Here is a 15,292-nt window from a genome sequence, read left to right as displayed (position 1 = left end):
GAGCAACGAAGAGAAGATGGACGGCGGCACTGTCCGCTGCGACAGTCACTGTCGGACTCTCGGTTGCAATGGCGACACCCGCGAACGCGGTCGGGGGTCCGTGCGGGCAGAACGGCGGAAGTCTCGGTAGCGCAGGAAGTTCGGGTAGCCAGGGAAGTGCCGGCAGCGCGGGGAGCTCCGGCAGTCTCGGCAGCCTGGCTTCGGGCAGCCTCGGCAGCGCGACGGGTTCGCTCATCAACTCGCTCCCGTGGATCACCGGCGCGCCCAACGGTGCGCTGCCGGTGTTGTCGGGCAAGACCAAGGCCATCGAAATGGTTACCGGACCGGGTAGCCCGAACAAGAGCATCGAGAAGTACAGCGTCTCCGGTACCGACCTCGGGATCATGTGGGACAGCGGAGACGCGGACCACGGCGTCATGATGCTGTTCGGTGACACTGTCGGCGACTGTGGCATCGAGGGCGATCAGTGGCGCAGCAACGTCCTGTTCCGCAGCACGGACGCTAACCTGACCGACGGCATGCGGATCGACGACTCACCGCTCGCGGCGGCGCCGCCGAACTTCTCCAGGCAGGTCATCCAGGGTCTGCTCTCTGAGAAGCCGGGCGGTTTCCCCGAGTTCACGGTGATCCCGACCGGCGGCGTCGCCGTCGACGGTGTGCAGTACGTGCGGTGGATGTCCGTCCGTTCGTGGGACACGCCGGGCGAGTGGACCACCAACTACTCCGGGCTCGCCTACTCCACTGACAACGGAGACCACTGGCAGACGGACCCGGCGACCGTGCGTGTCAATCGCGAAGGGGTCTTCGATACGCCGATCCCGATCCCCGGCGTCGATCAGATCCCGGCCTTCTCGCCACGCAACAAGAACTGGCAGATGAGTGCGTTCGTGCCGGCTCAGGGTGACGGCTACGTCTATGAGTTCGGCACGCCCTCCGGCCGATCCGGGGAGGCGCGCCTCGCTCGTGTGCCCAAGGCGGACATCCGAAACCTGGGTGCCTACGAGTACTGGAACGGTTCGGCGTGGAGTTCGAACATCGCAGACGCGGTCCCGGTCATCGGTGGGAAGGTCAGCGAGCTGTCGGTGCAGTGGAACGACTTCCTCGGCAAGTACGTGGCCATGTACACCGACCTCAACGGTCTTGTGATCCGCGTCGCAGACAGCCCCGAGGGCCCGTGGGTCGGCAAGCAGACCCTCATCAGCGGAACGACGCTGCCGTCGCTGTACGGCGGCTTCATGCATCCCTGGTCGACCGGCAGTGACCTGTACTTCGTGCTGACGACCTGGGATCGGTACAACGTGATCTACATGAAGACCGACCTGGGCGGTATGAACCTCCGGACCGCGGTTCCGGCGGACAGCCCCGACCCGGCGGCCACCGGCGAGCAGAAGCTCGAGGGCTTCCAGACTCCCGAGGGATTCGTCGAGACCGTCGACGGCGAGTGAGTTCGCCGGCTTCGTGAAGTGCGGCCCGTCCCCGGCATCCGGGGGCGGGCCGCCCGCGTTTTGCGCACGTATCGGTGTTCGAGGGCGGGGCCGTGGAACGATAAGTGCGCACAGCGGGGAATTCTGGGTCCGGATTGCCCTCCGGGTGTTAGGTTTCGACCGGTCGGGGACGTCAGAGCGACGACTCAGGGGGAACCAGATGCGCACGTCGTTCATTGCCGTGCTCGCGCTTGCGGCGATAGCCGGATTCGGTCCGGCGGCACTACAGCCGACGGCTGCGGCCGACCCGATGCCGGTCCCGCACAACTTCTACGACGGGATCGGGCTGGAGGCCGCCAATCCCGGCGGGTCGATTCCCGGATCGAACGACTGGACCTGCAGGCCGACTCCGGAACACCCCGAGCCGGTAGTCCTGGTTCACGGCACCGGCGCCAACCGGCAAACCAACTGGGCCACTTATGTTCCGCTGCTGAAGAACGAGGGCTATTGCGTCTTCGCTCCCACCTACGGCACGCGACCGGGTGCGACGTGGCCGGCGAGTGCCTTCGGCGCGCTGACACCTCTGGACCAGAGCGCCGGGCAACTCTCCGACTTCGTGGACGAGGTTCTCGCGGCCACCGGTGCAACCGAAGTCGACATCGTGGGGCACTCGCAGGGCACCCTGATGCCGAACTACTACGTGAAGTTCCTCGGCGGCGCCGCGAAGGTGGACAAGTACGTCTCGTTGGCGCCACTGTGGGGCGGGGCCGGCGCCTTCTGGGCCGGTGAGATCACCGCCTTCGCCAAGCAGAACGGGCTGATGCCGTTGCAGGAACAGACGTTCGGCCAACTCTGCGCCTCGTGTCTCGACATGGCACCGGGCGCCGATTTCGTCGACAAGATCAACGAAGGTGGAAGCCCCTACGCACCGGGCGTCACCTACACGAACATCGCCACCCGCTACGACGAACTGGTGGTGCCGTACACCAGCGGACTGGTGCCCGGACCCGACACGACCAACATCGTGGTGCAGGACCAGTGCCCGCAGGACTACTCCGAGCACGCCGCGCTCGGGGCGTCGCCGATCGCGGCCGCGCACGTGCTCAATGCGCTCGATCCGGAGCACCCGCGTCCGGTGCCGTGCATGGTGATCTCGCCGCTCACCGGCTCACCGGTCGGGTGAACGATTCGACCTGCGGTTGTGGTGCCCCCGGCAGGAATCGAACCTGCGACCTAGAGATTAGAAGGCTCTTGCTCTATCCAACTGAGCTACGGAGGCGCGCGGAAAAGCATACCCGCTGAATGGGGATGATCCGTGCATCCGGGTCAGCTCCAGAGCGTCACGTGCACCTTCGGCTTGAAGTGCGTCACCTCGACGCCGGTGCCACGGATCATGGCCTGGATGCATCTGGGTGTGCTGACGAAGCGCAGCAGTTCGGATGCCGCGGGCTGTAGATGCTGGTGGTGCAGTGTGGTGGCGCACCATTCGCCGGTGGCGCGCAGGTCGGGGCCGTCGACCCGGGCGAGCGACCCGTCGGACAGTTCGTCGCCGACGGTGAAGCCCAGGGCCAGCGTGAGCGCGGACGAGCGCCGGACGGCCTCGGCGGCGGCGGCGTCGCTCTGGAAGATCCGCTGCCGGTCCCGGGGAATGTCGAGGGCGCGCAGCAGGTGCCGCATCGCGCCGTCGCCGCCGGCCGCGGACGGGCCGAGGAACCACTGTTGCTCGCGCAGTCGGGACCGCGACGGGTGTGTGTGGGCGAGTGGGTGATCGGGTGCGCAGACGGTGAGTACCTCGTAGTGCAGGAAGGGGTGCACGCACAGCGGTTCGCCGCTGCCGACGATGCGGGGTCCGAGAGCGACGTCGACCGCGCGCGACGAGATCAGGCTCGCGAACTGGCGGACCGGGTGGACGCTCAGCTCCACCGCCAGGTCCTTCGCCCGCCCGGCGAACATGTCGATCAACCCGGGGGCGGCGTGCTCGGCGAACAGCGGTGACGCCGCGAGCCGCAGGAGGCGTCGTCCGTGCCCGGCCTGGCTCACCTCGAGCGCCGTCTGCTGCTGGAGCCCCAGGATCTCCACGGCCCGGCTCGCGAGGCGCAGCCCGCCGGGGGTGAACGCGAGACCGGACGGTCGGCGGCAGTACAGCGGATCGTCGAGTTCCTTGCGGAGTTGGGCGATATGCATGGACACGCCCGAATCCGTCATGCCCAATTCGCGGGCGGCCGCTCGAACCGATCCGAGCCGCACCACCGCGGAATAGGCTCGCAGTTGGGCGGGTGTCACGGATTCGAGGGTACGTCCCGGCAAAGATCGACATCCGCGATTCGGCCCGTCGGACCTGCGTCGACGGCCGGGGCTGGAGGCCGACTCGATGCGTGACGTGTTGTCCGATCTGCTCGAAATCTGGCGGGCCGGGGACACCGCCGGATTGGCCACCGTCGTCGCCACATTCCGGTCCGCGCCGCGTGCCCCGGGCGCCGCGATGGTGGTCGCGTCCGACGGTGTCGTCGCCGGATCCGTGTCCGGTGGGTGCGTCGAGGGCGCCGTGTACGAGCTGGCGTCGGAGGTGGTCGCCACCGGCGAGCCGGTGCTCGAGCGCTACGGCGTGAGCGACGACGACGCGTTCGCGGTCGGGCTCACGTGCGGTGGCATCCTCGACGTGTTCGTCGAGCCCGTCTCACCGCGCACGTTCCCGGATCTCGCGGAGATCGCCGCCGACATCGAGGCCCGTCGGCCCGTGGCCGTCGCTACGGTGGTCGACCACGAGGACCGGGCGCGTGTCGGCCGGCACCTCGTCATCCGCCCTGACACCGTCACCGGTTCGGTCGGCTCCCCGCGCGCCGACGAGGCCGTCGCCGACGACGGACGCGGCCTGCTCGCGGCGGGGCGGACGGCGGTGCTCGAGTACGGGCCGGACGGCCAGCGCCGCGGCGAGGGGATGCGCGTGTTCGTCGCGAGCTACGCCCCACCGCCGCGGATGCTGGTGTTCGGGGCGATCGACTTCGCTGCCGCGGTGGCTCGGCAGGGTGCGTTCCTCGGGTACCGCGTCACGGTGTGCGACGCCCGCGAGGTGTTCGCGACCGCGAGCCGATTCCCGACGGCCGACGAGGTGGTGGTCGACTGGCCGCACCGCTACCTGGCCACCGAGGCCGCGGCGGGCCGGATCGACGGCCGCACCGTGGTCTGCGTCCTCACGCACGATCCCAAGTTCGACGTCCCGCTGCTCGAGGTGGCGCTGCGGCTGCCGGAGGTGGGGTACGTGGGGGCGATGGGGTCCGAGCGCACGCATCTCGACCGGCTCGCGCGCCTGCGTGAGGCGGGGCTGGCCGACGAGGAACTGGCCCGGCTGTCGAGCCCGATCGGTCTGGATCTCGGGGCCCGGACGCCGGAGGAGACGGCGGTGTCGATCGCGGCCGAGATCATCGCCCGCCGGTGGGGCGGAGGCGGGCTTCCACTGCGTGACCTGCACGGACGAATCCACCACGAGCAATCCGGATGATCACGACAGGGCCGGTGCCGGCGTGATCAAGTGATCGCTGAATCGTGCTTGACGGCGACCCCGGCCGGGCACAGGCTGGAAGGACATCCGGCGGTGTGAGGGGTATCACATGCAGGTTCCGGGACTGTTCGAATACGAACGAGCGACCGACGTCGAGCACGCGATCGCGCTGCTCGACCGACTCGGCGACGAGGCGCGTGTCGTGGCCGGCGGGCACAGCCTGCTGCCGATGATGAAGCTGCGCCTCGCCAACCCCGAGTATCTGATCGACATCAACGATCTGGTCGCCGAACTGGGGGACATCACCGTCGAACCCGGCGCCGTGCGGATCGGTGCGATGGTGCGCCACCGGCAGATCCTCGAGTCCGACGACCTTGCCGCGTTGTTCCCGATCTTCCGGGACGCCGAACGGGTGATCGCCGACCCGGTCGTCCGCAACCGCGGCACGATCGGCGGGTCGCTGTGTCAGGCCGACCCCGCCGAGGACCTGACGACGGTGTGCTCGGTGGTCGGGGCCGTGTGCGTGATCCGCGGGCCGACGGGCGTGCGTGAGGTGCCGATGGCCGACTTCCTCGTCGGACCCTACGAGACCGCGGTGCGCGGCAACGAGATCCTCGTCGAGGTGCGCATCCCGCGGGAGCATGCCGGCGGGAGCGCCTACGCGAAAGTGGAACGGCGGGTGGGGGACTGGGCCATCGCTGCCGCGGGCGCCTCGATGTGGCTGGACGACGACCGGATCGGCGGCGCCCGGGTGGGGCTCACCGCGGTGCAACCCGATGCCGACCGCGTCGCCGCGATCGGGGAGTACCTCGGCGGACTGGCACTGTCCGAGGACGTGTTCATCGAGGCCGGTGTCCTCGCCGGGCAGGCGTGCGATCCGGTGACCGACCCGCGCGGGACCGCCGCCTACAAGCGCCACCTCGCCGGGGAACTGACCGTCCGCGCGCTGCGCACGGCCGCACAACGCGCCGCGGGCACACTCGACGGAACGGAGTTGTGAAATGCAGGTGACGATGACGGTCAACGGCACCGAGGTCGCCGAGGACATCGAGCCGCGGATGCTCCTGGTCCATTTCCTACGGGACCGCCTGGGGCTCACCGGAACCCACTGGGGCTGCGACACCAGCAACTGCGGCACGTGCGTGGTCTCGGTCGACGGCGAGCCGGTGAAGTCGTGCACGATGCTCGCCGTGATGGCCGGCGGCCGGGACGTCCGCACCGTCGAGGGTCTCGCGAACGACGGGGTGCTCGATCCCGTGCAGGAGGGGTTCATGCAGTGCCACGGACTGCAGTGCGGATTCTGCACCCCCGGCATGATGATCACCGCCCGCGCCCTGCTCGACCGCGATCCGGACCCCGACGAGGCGACCATCCGCGAGGCCATCTCCGGCCAGATCTGCCGCTGCACCGGCTACACGACCATCGTCCGGTCGGTCCGGTGGGCGGCCGAGCACGGCGGGACGACGACCGACACCGTGACGACGGGAGGCGCGTCGTGACCACGCTGGACGAACCGGCCGAGTTGGACCCGGACCGCGTCGCGAACGACGAGAAGCCGTGCGGGCACGGCCGGATGCTCCGCAAGGAGGATCCGCGGTTCATCCGGGGCCGGGGCCACTACGTCGACGACGTCCAACTGCCCGGCATGCTGCATCTGGCGATCCTCCGCTCGCCGGTCGCGCACGCCCGCGTCGTGCGCATCGACACGACCGCGGCGCAGGCGCACCCGAAGGTGGCGGCGGTGGTGACCGGTGCGGACCTCGCCGAGAAGAGCCTGGCGTGGATGCCGACGCTGTCGAACGACGTGCAGGCCGTCCTCGCCACCGACAAGGTCCGGTTCCAGGGCCAGGAGGTGGCGTTCGTCGTCGCCGAGGACCGCTACTCCGCCCGCGACGCGCTGGAGTTGATCGACGTCGAGTACGAGATTCTCGATCCGGTGATCGACGCGCGGCGCGCCCTCGAGCCCGACGCCCCGGTGATCCGCACCGACCTCGACGGCAAGACCGACAACCACTGTTTCGATTGGGAAACAGGGGACGCGGACGCCACCGAGGCGGCGTTCGCGAAGGCAGACGTCGTGGTGCGCCAGGAGATCGTCTACCCGCGGGTCCATCCGGCCCCGATGGAGACGTGCGGCGCCGTCGCCGACTACGACGCGGTGGACGGCAAGCTGACGCTGTGGTCCACGAGCCAGGCGCCGCACGCGCACCGCACGCTGTACGCGCTGGTGGCGGGACTGCCCGAACACAAGATCCGCGTCATCTCCCCCGACATCGGCGGCGGGTTCGGCAACAAGGTTCCGATCTATCCGGGATACGTGTGCGCGATCGTCGGGTCGCTGCTCACCGGCAAGCCCGTCAAGTGGATGGAGGACCGCAGCGAGAACCTCACCAGCACCGGCTTCGCCCGCGACTACATCATGGTCGGGGAGATCGCCGCGACGAGCGAGGGCAAGATCCTCGCGATCCGCACCGACGTCCTCGCCGACCACGGCGCGTTCAACGGCACCGCGGCGCCGGTGAAGTACCCGGCCGGCTTTTTCGGGGTGTTCACCGGCAGCTACGACCTCGAGGCCGCGTACTGCACGATGACGGCGGTCTACACCAACAAGGCGCCGGGCGGGGTGGCCTACGCGTGCTCGTTCCGGATCACCGAGGCGGTGTACCTGGTGGAGCGCCTGGTCGACTGCCTCGCATACGACCTCGACATGGATCCGGCGGAGCTGCGGCTGCGGAATCTGCTTCGGCCCGAACAGTTCCCGTACACCAGCAAGACGGGGTGGAAGTACGACTCCGGCGACTACGCCACCACGATGCGCAAGGCCATGGACATGATCGGGTACGACGCCCTGCGCCGCGAGCAGGCCGAGAAGAGTGAACGCGGTGAGCTGATGGGCATCGGGATGTCGTTCTTCACCGAGGCCGTCGGCGCCGGCCCGCGCAAGGACATGGACATCCTCGGCCTGGGCATGGCCGACGGCTGCGAGTTGACCGTGCACCCCACCGGCAAGGCCGTGGTCCGGATCTCGGTGCAGACCCAGGGGCAGGGGCACGAGACGACGTTCGCGCAGATCGTCGCCGAGGAACTCGGGATCCCACCCGAGGACGTCGACGTGGTGCACGGCGACACCGACAACACCCCGTTCGGGCTCGGCACGTACGGCAGTCGGTCCACCCCGGTGTCCGGCGCCGCGGCCGCGCTGGTGTCGCGCAAGGTGCGCGACAAGGCGCGGATCATCGCGTCGGGCATGCTCGAGGTGTCCGTCTCGGACCTCGAATGGGAGAAGGGCAACTTCCACGTCAAGGGCGATCCCTCTGCGGCCGTGACGATCCAGGACATCGCGATGCGCTCGTACGGCGCGGGGGATCTGCCGGACGGCGTCGAGGGCGGTCTCGAGGCCCAGATCTGTTACAACCCTGAGAATCTCACCTACCCGTACGGCGCGTACTTCTGCGTGGTCGACATCGATCCGGGCACCGGCGTGGTGAAGGTGCGCCGCTTCCTCGCGGTCGACGACTGCGGCACCCGCATCAACCCGATGATCATCGAGGGGCAGGTGCACGGCGGCATCACCGACGGGATCGGCATGGCACTGATGGAGATCATCGCGTTCGACGAGGACGGCAACTGCCTGGGCGGCTCGCTGATGGACTACCTCATCCCCACCGCGCTGGAGGTGCCGCACCTCGAGACCGGCTTCACCGTCACCCCGTCGCCGCACCACCCGATCGGGGCCAAGGGGATCGGGGAGAGCGCGACCGTGGGGTCGCCGCCGGCCGTCGTCAATGCCGTCGTCGACGCGTTGAAGCCGTTCGGGGTGCGGCACGCCGACATGCCGCTGACACCGTCGCGGGTGTGGGAGGCGATGCAGGGTCGAGCGACCCCGCCGATCTGACAGGAGAGTGCGATGGACCTGAGTGCGCGCGCCGCGCAGCTGACGGGCGAGCGGCGTCCGTTCGTGCGCGCGACGGTGGTCCGCGCGCAGCAGCCGACGTCGGCGTCGCCGGGTGACCGTGCGATCGTGTTGGGGGACGGCACGATCGAGGGCTTCGTCGGCGGGCACTGCGCCCAGAACTCGGTGCGCGGTGCGGCGGCCGACGTCCTCGAATCGGGCGAGAGCCTGCTGCTGCGGATCCTGCCCGACGGCGGGGTCGACTACCCGGAGGCGCCCGGCGCGAGTGTCGTCGTCAATCCGTGTCTGTCCGGTGGCGCGATGGAGATCTTCCTCGAGCCGTGCCTGCCCGCCCCGATCGTGCGGGTGGTCGGCGCGACACCGGTGGCCGACGCCGTCGCGGACCTGGCCGGCCGCCTCGGCCTGGACGTCCGACGCGGTGCCGAGCCCGTCGAGGACGAGACCGCAGTGATCGTGGCGAGCCTCGGCGGGGACGAGCCGACGGCGATCCGGGAGGCGCTCGACGCCGGTGCCGGGTACATCGGGCTCGTTGCCGGCCGGGTGCGGGGCGCCGCGGTCGTCGCCGAACTGGACCTGGATCCCGAGCAACGTGCCGTCGTGCACACGCCCGCGGGGCTGCCGATCGGTGCCCGCACTGCCGGCGAGATCGCACTGTCGATTCTCGCCGAGCTGGTGCGGGCGATCCGCGTCGAGCAGCTTCCCATCGGAAGTCGTTACGAGGCAGAGGAGACGGTCGCGGGGGAGATCGGGGCCGCGTTGACCGTGATCGACCCGGTGTGCGGCATGACCGTCACCGTCGTCGACGACACGCCGCACCTGCAGATCGACGGCGAGGACTACTGGTTCTGTGCGCCCGGCTGCCGCCGCACCTATGAGAAGGAGCGTGCGCGATGTTCGTGACCGGACTCGTCCTGGCGGCCGGCGGGTCGCGGCGTCTGGGGCGGCCGAAGCAACTGCTGCCGTACCGCGGCGCGACGCTGCTCGACGCCACTCTCGCCGTCGCGCGCGCGTGCCGGTTCCAGCAGTTGCTGGTGACCGTGCCCGGCTCGGCGGACGCGATCGAGGACCTCGTCGACCTGCGCGGCTGCACGATCGTGCACTGCCCCGACTCGGGCAGTGGATGCTCGGCATCGGTGAAGGCGGCCCTGACGGAGGTCGAGCCGCTGGCGTCCGGGATCGTGCTGATGCTCGGCGATCAGCCCGGTGTCACGCCGGCGACCGTGCGCGCGCTGGTGGCGCAGGGGCGGCTCGAGAACCTCGGCATGTGCCGCTACTCCGACGGCCCGGGACATCCACTGTGGTTGGGGCGCAGCGTGTTCGGTGACATCGCCGAGCTGTACGGCGACAAGGCCGTGTGGAAGCTCTTCGACCGGGAAGCTGCCGACACGTTCGAGATCCCGGCCGAGGGCCGGATCCCGCTCGACGTCGACACGTGGGACGGCTACCGCGCACTGCTCGACCAGGACCGGGACGCGTCGTGATCGCTGCAGCCGCCCCCGGATTCGCGGACATCGAGGATCTGACGCGGCGGTTCGACGCGCAGGACTACCTGCTCGACGAGGGCACGGCGACGGCGCTGTACCTTGCGCTGCGCCTGGGTCGACCGCTGCTGCTCGAGGGTGAGCCGGGGGTCGGTAAGACGACGGCGGCCAAGGCGCTCGCCGCCGCGCTGGGCACCCCGCTGGTGCGGCTCCAGTGCTACGAGGGTCTCGGTGCCGACGAGGCCCTGTACGACTGGAATTACCAGCGCCAGTTGCTCGCGGTGCGGCTGTCGGAGGCGCACGGGGAGCGACTGCAGGAGGCGGACCTGTTCACCGAGCAGTTCCTGCAGGAGCGTCCGATCCTGCGGTGCGTCCGACACCGCGGTCCGCTCCCGCCGGTCCTGCTGATCGACGAGATCGACCGTGCCGACGACGAATTCGAGGCGCTGCTGCTCGAGTTTCTCGGCGAATCCTCGGTCACCGTCCCCGAACTGGGTACGTTCGTCGCCGAGCAGCCGCCCACCGTGGTCCTGACGTCCAACCGCAGTCGAGACCTGCACGACGCGCTGCGCCGCCGTTGTCTCTATCACTGGATCGACTACCCGGCGCCCGCGCGGGCGGCAGCGATCCTGCGCCGCACCGTGCCGGGCGCCGACACCGCCCTGATCGCCGACGTCACCGATTTCGTGGCAACGGCCCGGTCCCTCGACCTCGACAAGGCGCCCGGGATCGCGGAGGCCATCGACTGGGTGTCCGCGCTCGCGGCGCTCGGGGCGGCCGACCTGGCGCCGACCGCCGCCCTCGCGAGTCTCGGGGCGATCGCGAAGACTCCCGACGACCGCGTCGCGCTGGCCGAGGCGGTCGGCGAGTACGTGGCCGGCCGGACAACCCAGTAACAGGACCGACAGGACCGAGAGGACCAGCATGAAGATCGCAGACGAGTTCACCGTCGATGCACCGATCGACCAGGCGTGGGAGGTCCTCACCGATCTCGAGGGCATCGCGCCGCTGCTGCCCGGCGCGACGATGACCGGACGGGACGGCGACGACTACCTGGGCACCGTGAAGATCAAGGTCGGTCCGGTGACGAGCGAGTTCGCCGGGCGGGCGTCGTTCGCCTCGAAGGACGAGCAGTCGCACACCGCGGTGATCGATGCGCGCGGCCGGGAGAAGCGCGGCAGCGGCAACGCGGCGGCGACGATCACCGCCCGCCTCCACGACGACGGCGGCGCCACCCGCGTCACCGTCGACACCGACATGAAGATCGTCGGCAAGCTGGCCCAGTTCGGCAGCGGCATGATCGCGCAGGTGTCGGAGAAGCTGATGGGGCAGTTCGCGGCGTCGCTCGAGGACAAGCTCGCGTCCGGCAGCGCGGAGCCGGCCGCCCCGAACGACGTCGTGCCGATGCCGGTCGGTTCGGCAGCGCCACCGGAGGTGCAGCCCATCGACCTGATCGAGCTGGCCGGCGGATCGACGGCCCGGCGCGCGCTGCCGTGGATCGTCGCGGTCGTCGCAGCCGTCGTGGTCTTCACGATCCTGCGATCACGACGGACGTGACCGGGTCGGCGGCACTGCTGCGCGGCATCGATCTGGCCGCGTTCGCCGTCGCGCTCGTCACCCGCGCCCGCCGCGCCGGCGTCGACGTTTCGGCGAGCGGCGCCGCCCGGTTCACCGAGGCGCTGCGGGTGCTGCCGCCCACCGACCGGCGCCGGCTGTACTGGACCGCACGGGTCAGCCTGGTCGGCCGGCACAGCGACATCGACCGGTTCGACGCGGTGTTCGCGGCGGTGTTCGACGACGCGGTACTCGCGCTCGACCCGGCCGCGCGGGCGTCGGCCTCGAACACGAGCCGGACACGCGCCGACGGAAGGTCCGGCGACGGGCGAGCGTCGGCCGGGCCCCGACGGCGTGCCGCGCCGCCGTGGGCGACCCTCGACGACGCCGCCATCCCGGTGCCGGATCGGAGCGCGGACGACGGGGCGACAGCGGTGACGCTGCGGCTGCCGAGCCCGCTCGAGGCGATCGCCGACGAACCGTTCGGACAGCTGCGCGACGACGATCTGCGACTGCTGGGGCGTTGGCTCGAACAGACCGAGCCGAACTGGCCCCGCCGGCCGAGCCGCCGCCGCGAACCGCACCGGCACGGCCGGGTCGATCTGCGCGCCACGATCCGCCGGGCCCGCGGCACCGGCTTCGAGCCCGTCCGCCTGGTCCGGTGCCGACCGCGCGAGCGACCCAGGCGGATCGTCCTGCTGTGCGACGTGAGCCGATCGATGCACGGCTACGCCGATGTGTACGTGCACCTGATGCGGGCCGCGGTGGTGCGGGGCAACGCGGAGGTGTTCGCGTTCTCTACCCACCTGACCCGGCTGACGCCCGTCCTCGCGCACCGCAGCGCGGACGTGGCCGTCGCGCGTGCCAGCGAGCGCGTCGTCGACAGGTTCGGGGGAACACACATCGCCGGCAGCCTCGCGGCACTGTTGTCCTCGCCACACGGAAGTGCGCTGCGCGGTGCCGTCGTGATCGTCGCGTCGGACGGCTGGGACAGCGACGAGCCTGCCGATCTGGCCCGGGCCGTCGCCCGGATCCGGCGGCGGGCCCACCGGGTGGTGTGGCTCAATCCTCGTGCGGCGGCACCAGGATTCGAGCCGGCCGCAGGCCCGATGGCGGCGGCGTTGCCACATTGCGACCACTTCCTCTCGGCGCACACGATCGCCACGCTCGGGGAAATGCTGACGACCGTCGCCCGGAGCGCCGGAGTCGCGCGCGCCCGCGACTCGGGTGAGGGGTAAGTCCGACAGATTGTCGTAGGTCCTACCCTTGTCGGTATGGCAACACCCCTGCGCGAGCAGTCCGACCACGCTCCCGTCAGTCACCCCCGAGCAGGATCCAGCGTCATCTACGCGGTCAGCGGTGTCCTCGCCGGGGTCGTCGCCGCGCTGGTCGTGGCGCTGTCCGCGTCCCAGGCGCTGGTATTGATGGGCATCCCCGACCCGGGACCGTTCACCACGTACGGCCTACCCGCGCTGCGCGCGGCCAGCGAGGTCGCCGCCGTCATCGCGGTCGGATCGCTGCTGTTCGCGGCGTTCATGGTGCCGCCCCAGAAGTCGGGCGTCCTCGACGTCGACGGCTACCGCGCGGTCCGGACCGCCTCGGCCGCGGCATTCGTGTGGGCGCTGTGCTCCGCGATCCTGGTGCCGCTGACCCTGTCGGACACGTCGGGCCAGCCGTTCTCGGAGGCGGTGAAGCCGGCCAACCTGTTCTCCGCGATCGGGCAGGTCGAGACCGCCGTCGCGTGGCAGTGGACCGCGATCCTCGCCGTCGTGCTGGCGGTGCTGTCGCGGATCGTGCTGCGCTGGTCGTGGACGCCCTTCCTGTTGGCGCTCAGCGTCGCGACGATGATGCCGCTGGCACTCACCGGACACTCGTCGTCCGGCGGTTCGCACGACGTCGCGACCAACAGCCTGATCTGGCACCTCGTCGGGGCGGCGTTCTGGGCCGGCGGCCTGTTCGCGCTCCTCGCGCACGCCCGTCGTCGCGGGGCCTACACCGACGTCGCGGCGCGCCGGTTCTCCTTCGTGGCGACCATCTGCTTCGTCGCGATGGCACTGAGCGGTGTGATCAACGCGCTCGTGCGTCTGCCCATCGACGACCTGTTCACCACCACGTACGGCCGCCTCATCGTCGCCAAGGTCGTCGCGCTGGTCCTGCTCGGCGTGTTCGGGTGGATGCAGCGACGACGGGCCCTGCCGGCGCTCGCCGCCGACCCGGAATCCCGCGGCGCGCTGATCCGGTTCGCGGGCGCCGAGGCACTCGTGTTCGCCGCGACGATCGGCATCGCGGTCGGCCTGGGCCGCACCCCGCCGCCGCCCCCGGCCTCTCTGCCGACGCTCACCGAGGTGGAGATCGGCTACAACCTCGACGGTCCGCCGACCTTCGCGCGATTCGTCCTGGACTGGCGCTTCGACCTGGTCTTCGGCACCGCCGCGATCATCCTCGCGGTGCTCTACATCGTCGGGCTGCGCACGCTGCGCAAGCGCGGCGACAGCTGGCCCGTCGGTCGCACGATCGCGTGGATGTGCGGCTGCGCCGTGCTGCTGATCGGGACCTCGTCCGGTGTCGGGCGGTACGCCCCCGCGATGTTCAGCGTCCACATGGGCGCGCACATGGCACTGTCGATGCTCGCGCCCGTCCTGCTGGTGCTCGGTGGCCCGTTCACCCTCGCGCTGCGGGCGATGCGACCGGCCGGCAAGGACGGCGTGCCGGGGCCCCGGGAGTGGCTGCTCGCGTTCCTGCACAGCCCGATCTCGCGGTTCCTCACCCAGCCGATCATCGCGTCGGTGCTGTTCGTCGGCGGCTTCTACGCGCTGTACCTCGGTGGCATCTTCGGTGCGAACGTCGACAGCCACACCGCGCACCTGCTGATGAACGTGCACTTCATCCTCAGCGGGTACCTGTTCTACTGGGTCGTCATCGGCGTCGATCCGTCGCCGCGGCAGCTGCAGCCCATCACCAAGCTGGCGATGGTGTTCGGATCGCTACCGTTCCACGCGTTCTTCGGCATCGCACTGATGAGCATGGGCGAGGTCATGGGTGCGACGTTCTACCGCTCGCTGGGTCTCGGCTGGAACGCCGACCTGCTCAAGGATCAGCAGCTGGGCGGTTCCATCGCGTGGGCCACCGGCGAGGTCCCGCTGGTGCTCGTCATGCTCGCGCTGCTGGTGCAGTGGTCGCGCAGCGATCAGAAGACCGCCAAGCGCGTCGACCGGGCCGCCGACCGCGACGATGACGCCGACCTGGCCGCGCACAACGCGATGTTCGCCGAATTGGCCCGCCGTGACCGGGAGGCCGGTCTGTAGCACACCGGCACGACACGAACCGCCGGCGAAGGCCGCTCCCGCGCGGGGTTGTGGACACGACTTCGGTTCGTCCACAGATTCGCCCCGACCCGGATCAGGGCTCGAATCCACGGCAT

Annotated in this window: 13 protein-coding genes and 1 tRNA gene; 12 read left to right on the top strand and 2 right to left on the bottom strand. The window is 70.2% G+C overall.

The genetic code is table 11. From position 1 onward, the window contains the following. The first annotated feature begins 68 nt into the window (after positions 1-68). On the top strand, positions 69-1,445 hold the full coding sequence (locus HUN07_RS17675) for a DUF4185 domain-containing protein (RefSeq protein WP_174911515.1): 1,377 nt from the start codon (positions 69-71) through the stop codon (positions 1,443-1,445). A gap of 199 nt (positions 1,446-1,644) precedes the next feature. Then, entirely contained in the window at positions 1,645-2,607 is a 963-nt protein-coding gene (locus HUN07_RS17670) for an esterase/lipase family protein (protein ID WP_174911512.1), read from the top strand. 19 nt (positions 2,608-2,626) lie between these two features. Here HUN07_RS17670 and HUN07_RS17665 read toward each other — a convergent pair. Then, positions 2,627-2,703, bottom strand: a tRNA-Arg gene (locus HUN07_RS17665). A 47-nt stretch (positions 2,704-2,750) separates the two neighbouring features. Beyond that, positions 2,751-3,707 (bottom strand): LysR family transcriptional regulator, encoded by a 957-nt coding sequence (locus tag HUN07_RS17660; RefSeq protein ID WP_114724095.1) that lies wholly within the window; start codon positions 3,705-3,707, stop codon positions 2,751-2,753. An 88-nt stretch (positions 3,708-3,795) separates the two neighbouring features. On the opposite strand from HUN07_RS17660, the gene HUN07_RS17655 reads away from it, so the two are divergent. The 10 genes from HUN07_RS17655 (at position 3,796) to HUN07_RS17610 (ending at position 15,176) form a co-directional block, all read left to right on the top strand. Further along, positions 3,796-4,923: an XdhC family protein gene (locus HUN07_RS17655; protein WP_174911509.1), complete on the top strand. Its 1,128-nt coding sequence runs from the start codon at positions 3,796-3,798 to the stop codon at positions 4,921-4,923. Between the two features lie 109 nt (positions 4,924-5,032). Further along, a complete protein-coding gene (locus HUN07_RS17650) occupies positions 5,033-5,923 on the top strand; it encodes an FAD binding domain-containing protein (RefSeq protein ID WP_174911507.1) in 891 nt (296 codons plus the stop codon). A gap of 1 nt (position 5,924) precedes the next feature. Beyond that, a complete protein-coding gene (locus HUN07_RS17645; protein WP_114724098.1) occupies positions 5,925-6,422 on the top strand; it encodes a (2Fe-2S)-binding protein in 498 nt (165 codons plus the stop codon). Continuing rightward, positions 6,419-8,818, top strand: a complete 2,400-nt coding sequence (locus HUN07_RS17640) for an aerobic carbon-monoxide dehydrogenase large subunit (RefSeq protein WP_174911504.1) — start codon at positions 6,419-6,421, stop codon at positions 8,816-8,818. Before HUN07_RS17645 ends, HUN07_RS17640 begins: the two co-directional genes overlap by 4 nt. A 12-nt stretch (positions 8,819-8,830) precedes the next feature. Continuing rightward, the gene (locus HUN07_RS17635; RefSeq protein WP_174911501.1) at positions 8,831-9,736 is read left to right on the top strand and encodes an XdhC family protein; all 906 of its coding nucleotides are present in this window, start codon (positions 8,831-8,833) and stop codon (positions 9,734-9,736) included. Next, positions 9,727-10,317, top strand: a complete 591-nt coding sequence (locus HUN07_RS17630; protein WP_174911498.1) for a nucleotidyltransferase family protein — start codon at positions 9,727-9,729, stop codon at positions 10,315-10,317. Before HUN07_RS17635 ends, HUN07_RS17630 begins: the two co-directional genes overlap by 10 nt. Continuing rightward, on the top strand, positions 10,314-11,213 hold the full coding sequence (locus tag HUN07_RS17625; protein ID WP_254622582.1) for an AAA family ATPase: 900 nt from the start codon (positions 10,314-10,316) through the stop codon (positions 11,211-11,213). The genes HUN07_RS17630 and HUN07_RS17625 overlap by 4 nt, the downstream gene beginning before the upstream one ends. 28 nt (positions 11,214-11,241) lie before the next feature. Next, the gene (locus HUN07_RS17620) at positions 11,242-11,874 is read left to right on the top strand and encodes an SRPBCC family protein (protein ID WP_174911495.1); all 633 of its coding nucleotides are present in this window, start codon (positions 11,242-11,244) and stop codon (positions 11,872-11,874) included. Then, positions 11,871-13,109, top strand: a complete 1,239-nt coding sequence (locus HUN07_RS17615; RefSeq protein WP_254622581.1) for a vWA domain-containing protein — start codon at positions 11,871-11,873, stop codon at positions 13,107-13,109. Before HUN07_RS17620 ends, HUN07_RS17615 begins: the two co-directional genes overlap by 4 nt. A gap of 36 nt (positions 13,110-13,145) precedes the next feature. Then, a complete protein-coding gene (locus HUN07_RS17610; RefSeq protein ID WP_114724104.1) occupies positions 13,146-15,176 on the top strand; it encodes a cytochrome c oxidase assembly protein in 2,031 nt (676 codons plus the stop codon). Positions 15,177-15,292 lie beyond the last annotated feature (116 nt).

It is taken from the genome of Rhodococcus sp. W8901, assembly GCF_013348805.1.
Taxonomy (GTDB): Bacteria; Actinomycetota; Actinomycetes; order Mycobacteriales; family Mycobacteriaceae; genus Prescottella.
The sequence above is the reverse complement of the archived record's forward strand: the minus strand, read 5'-3'. Positions and strand labels throughout refer to the sequence as shown.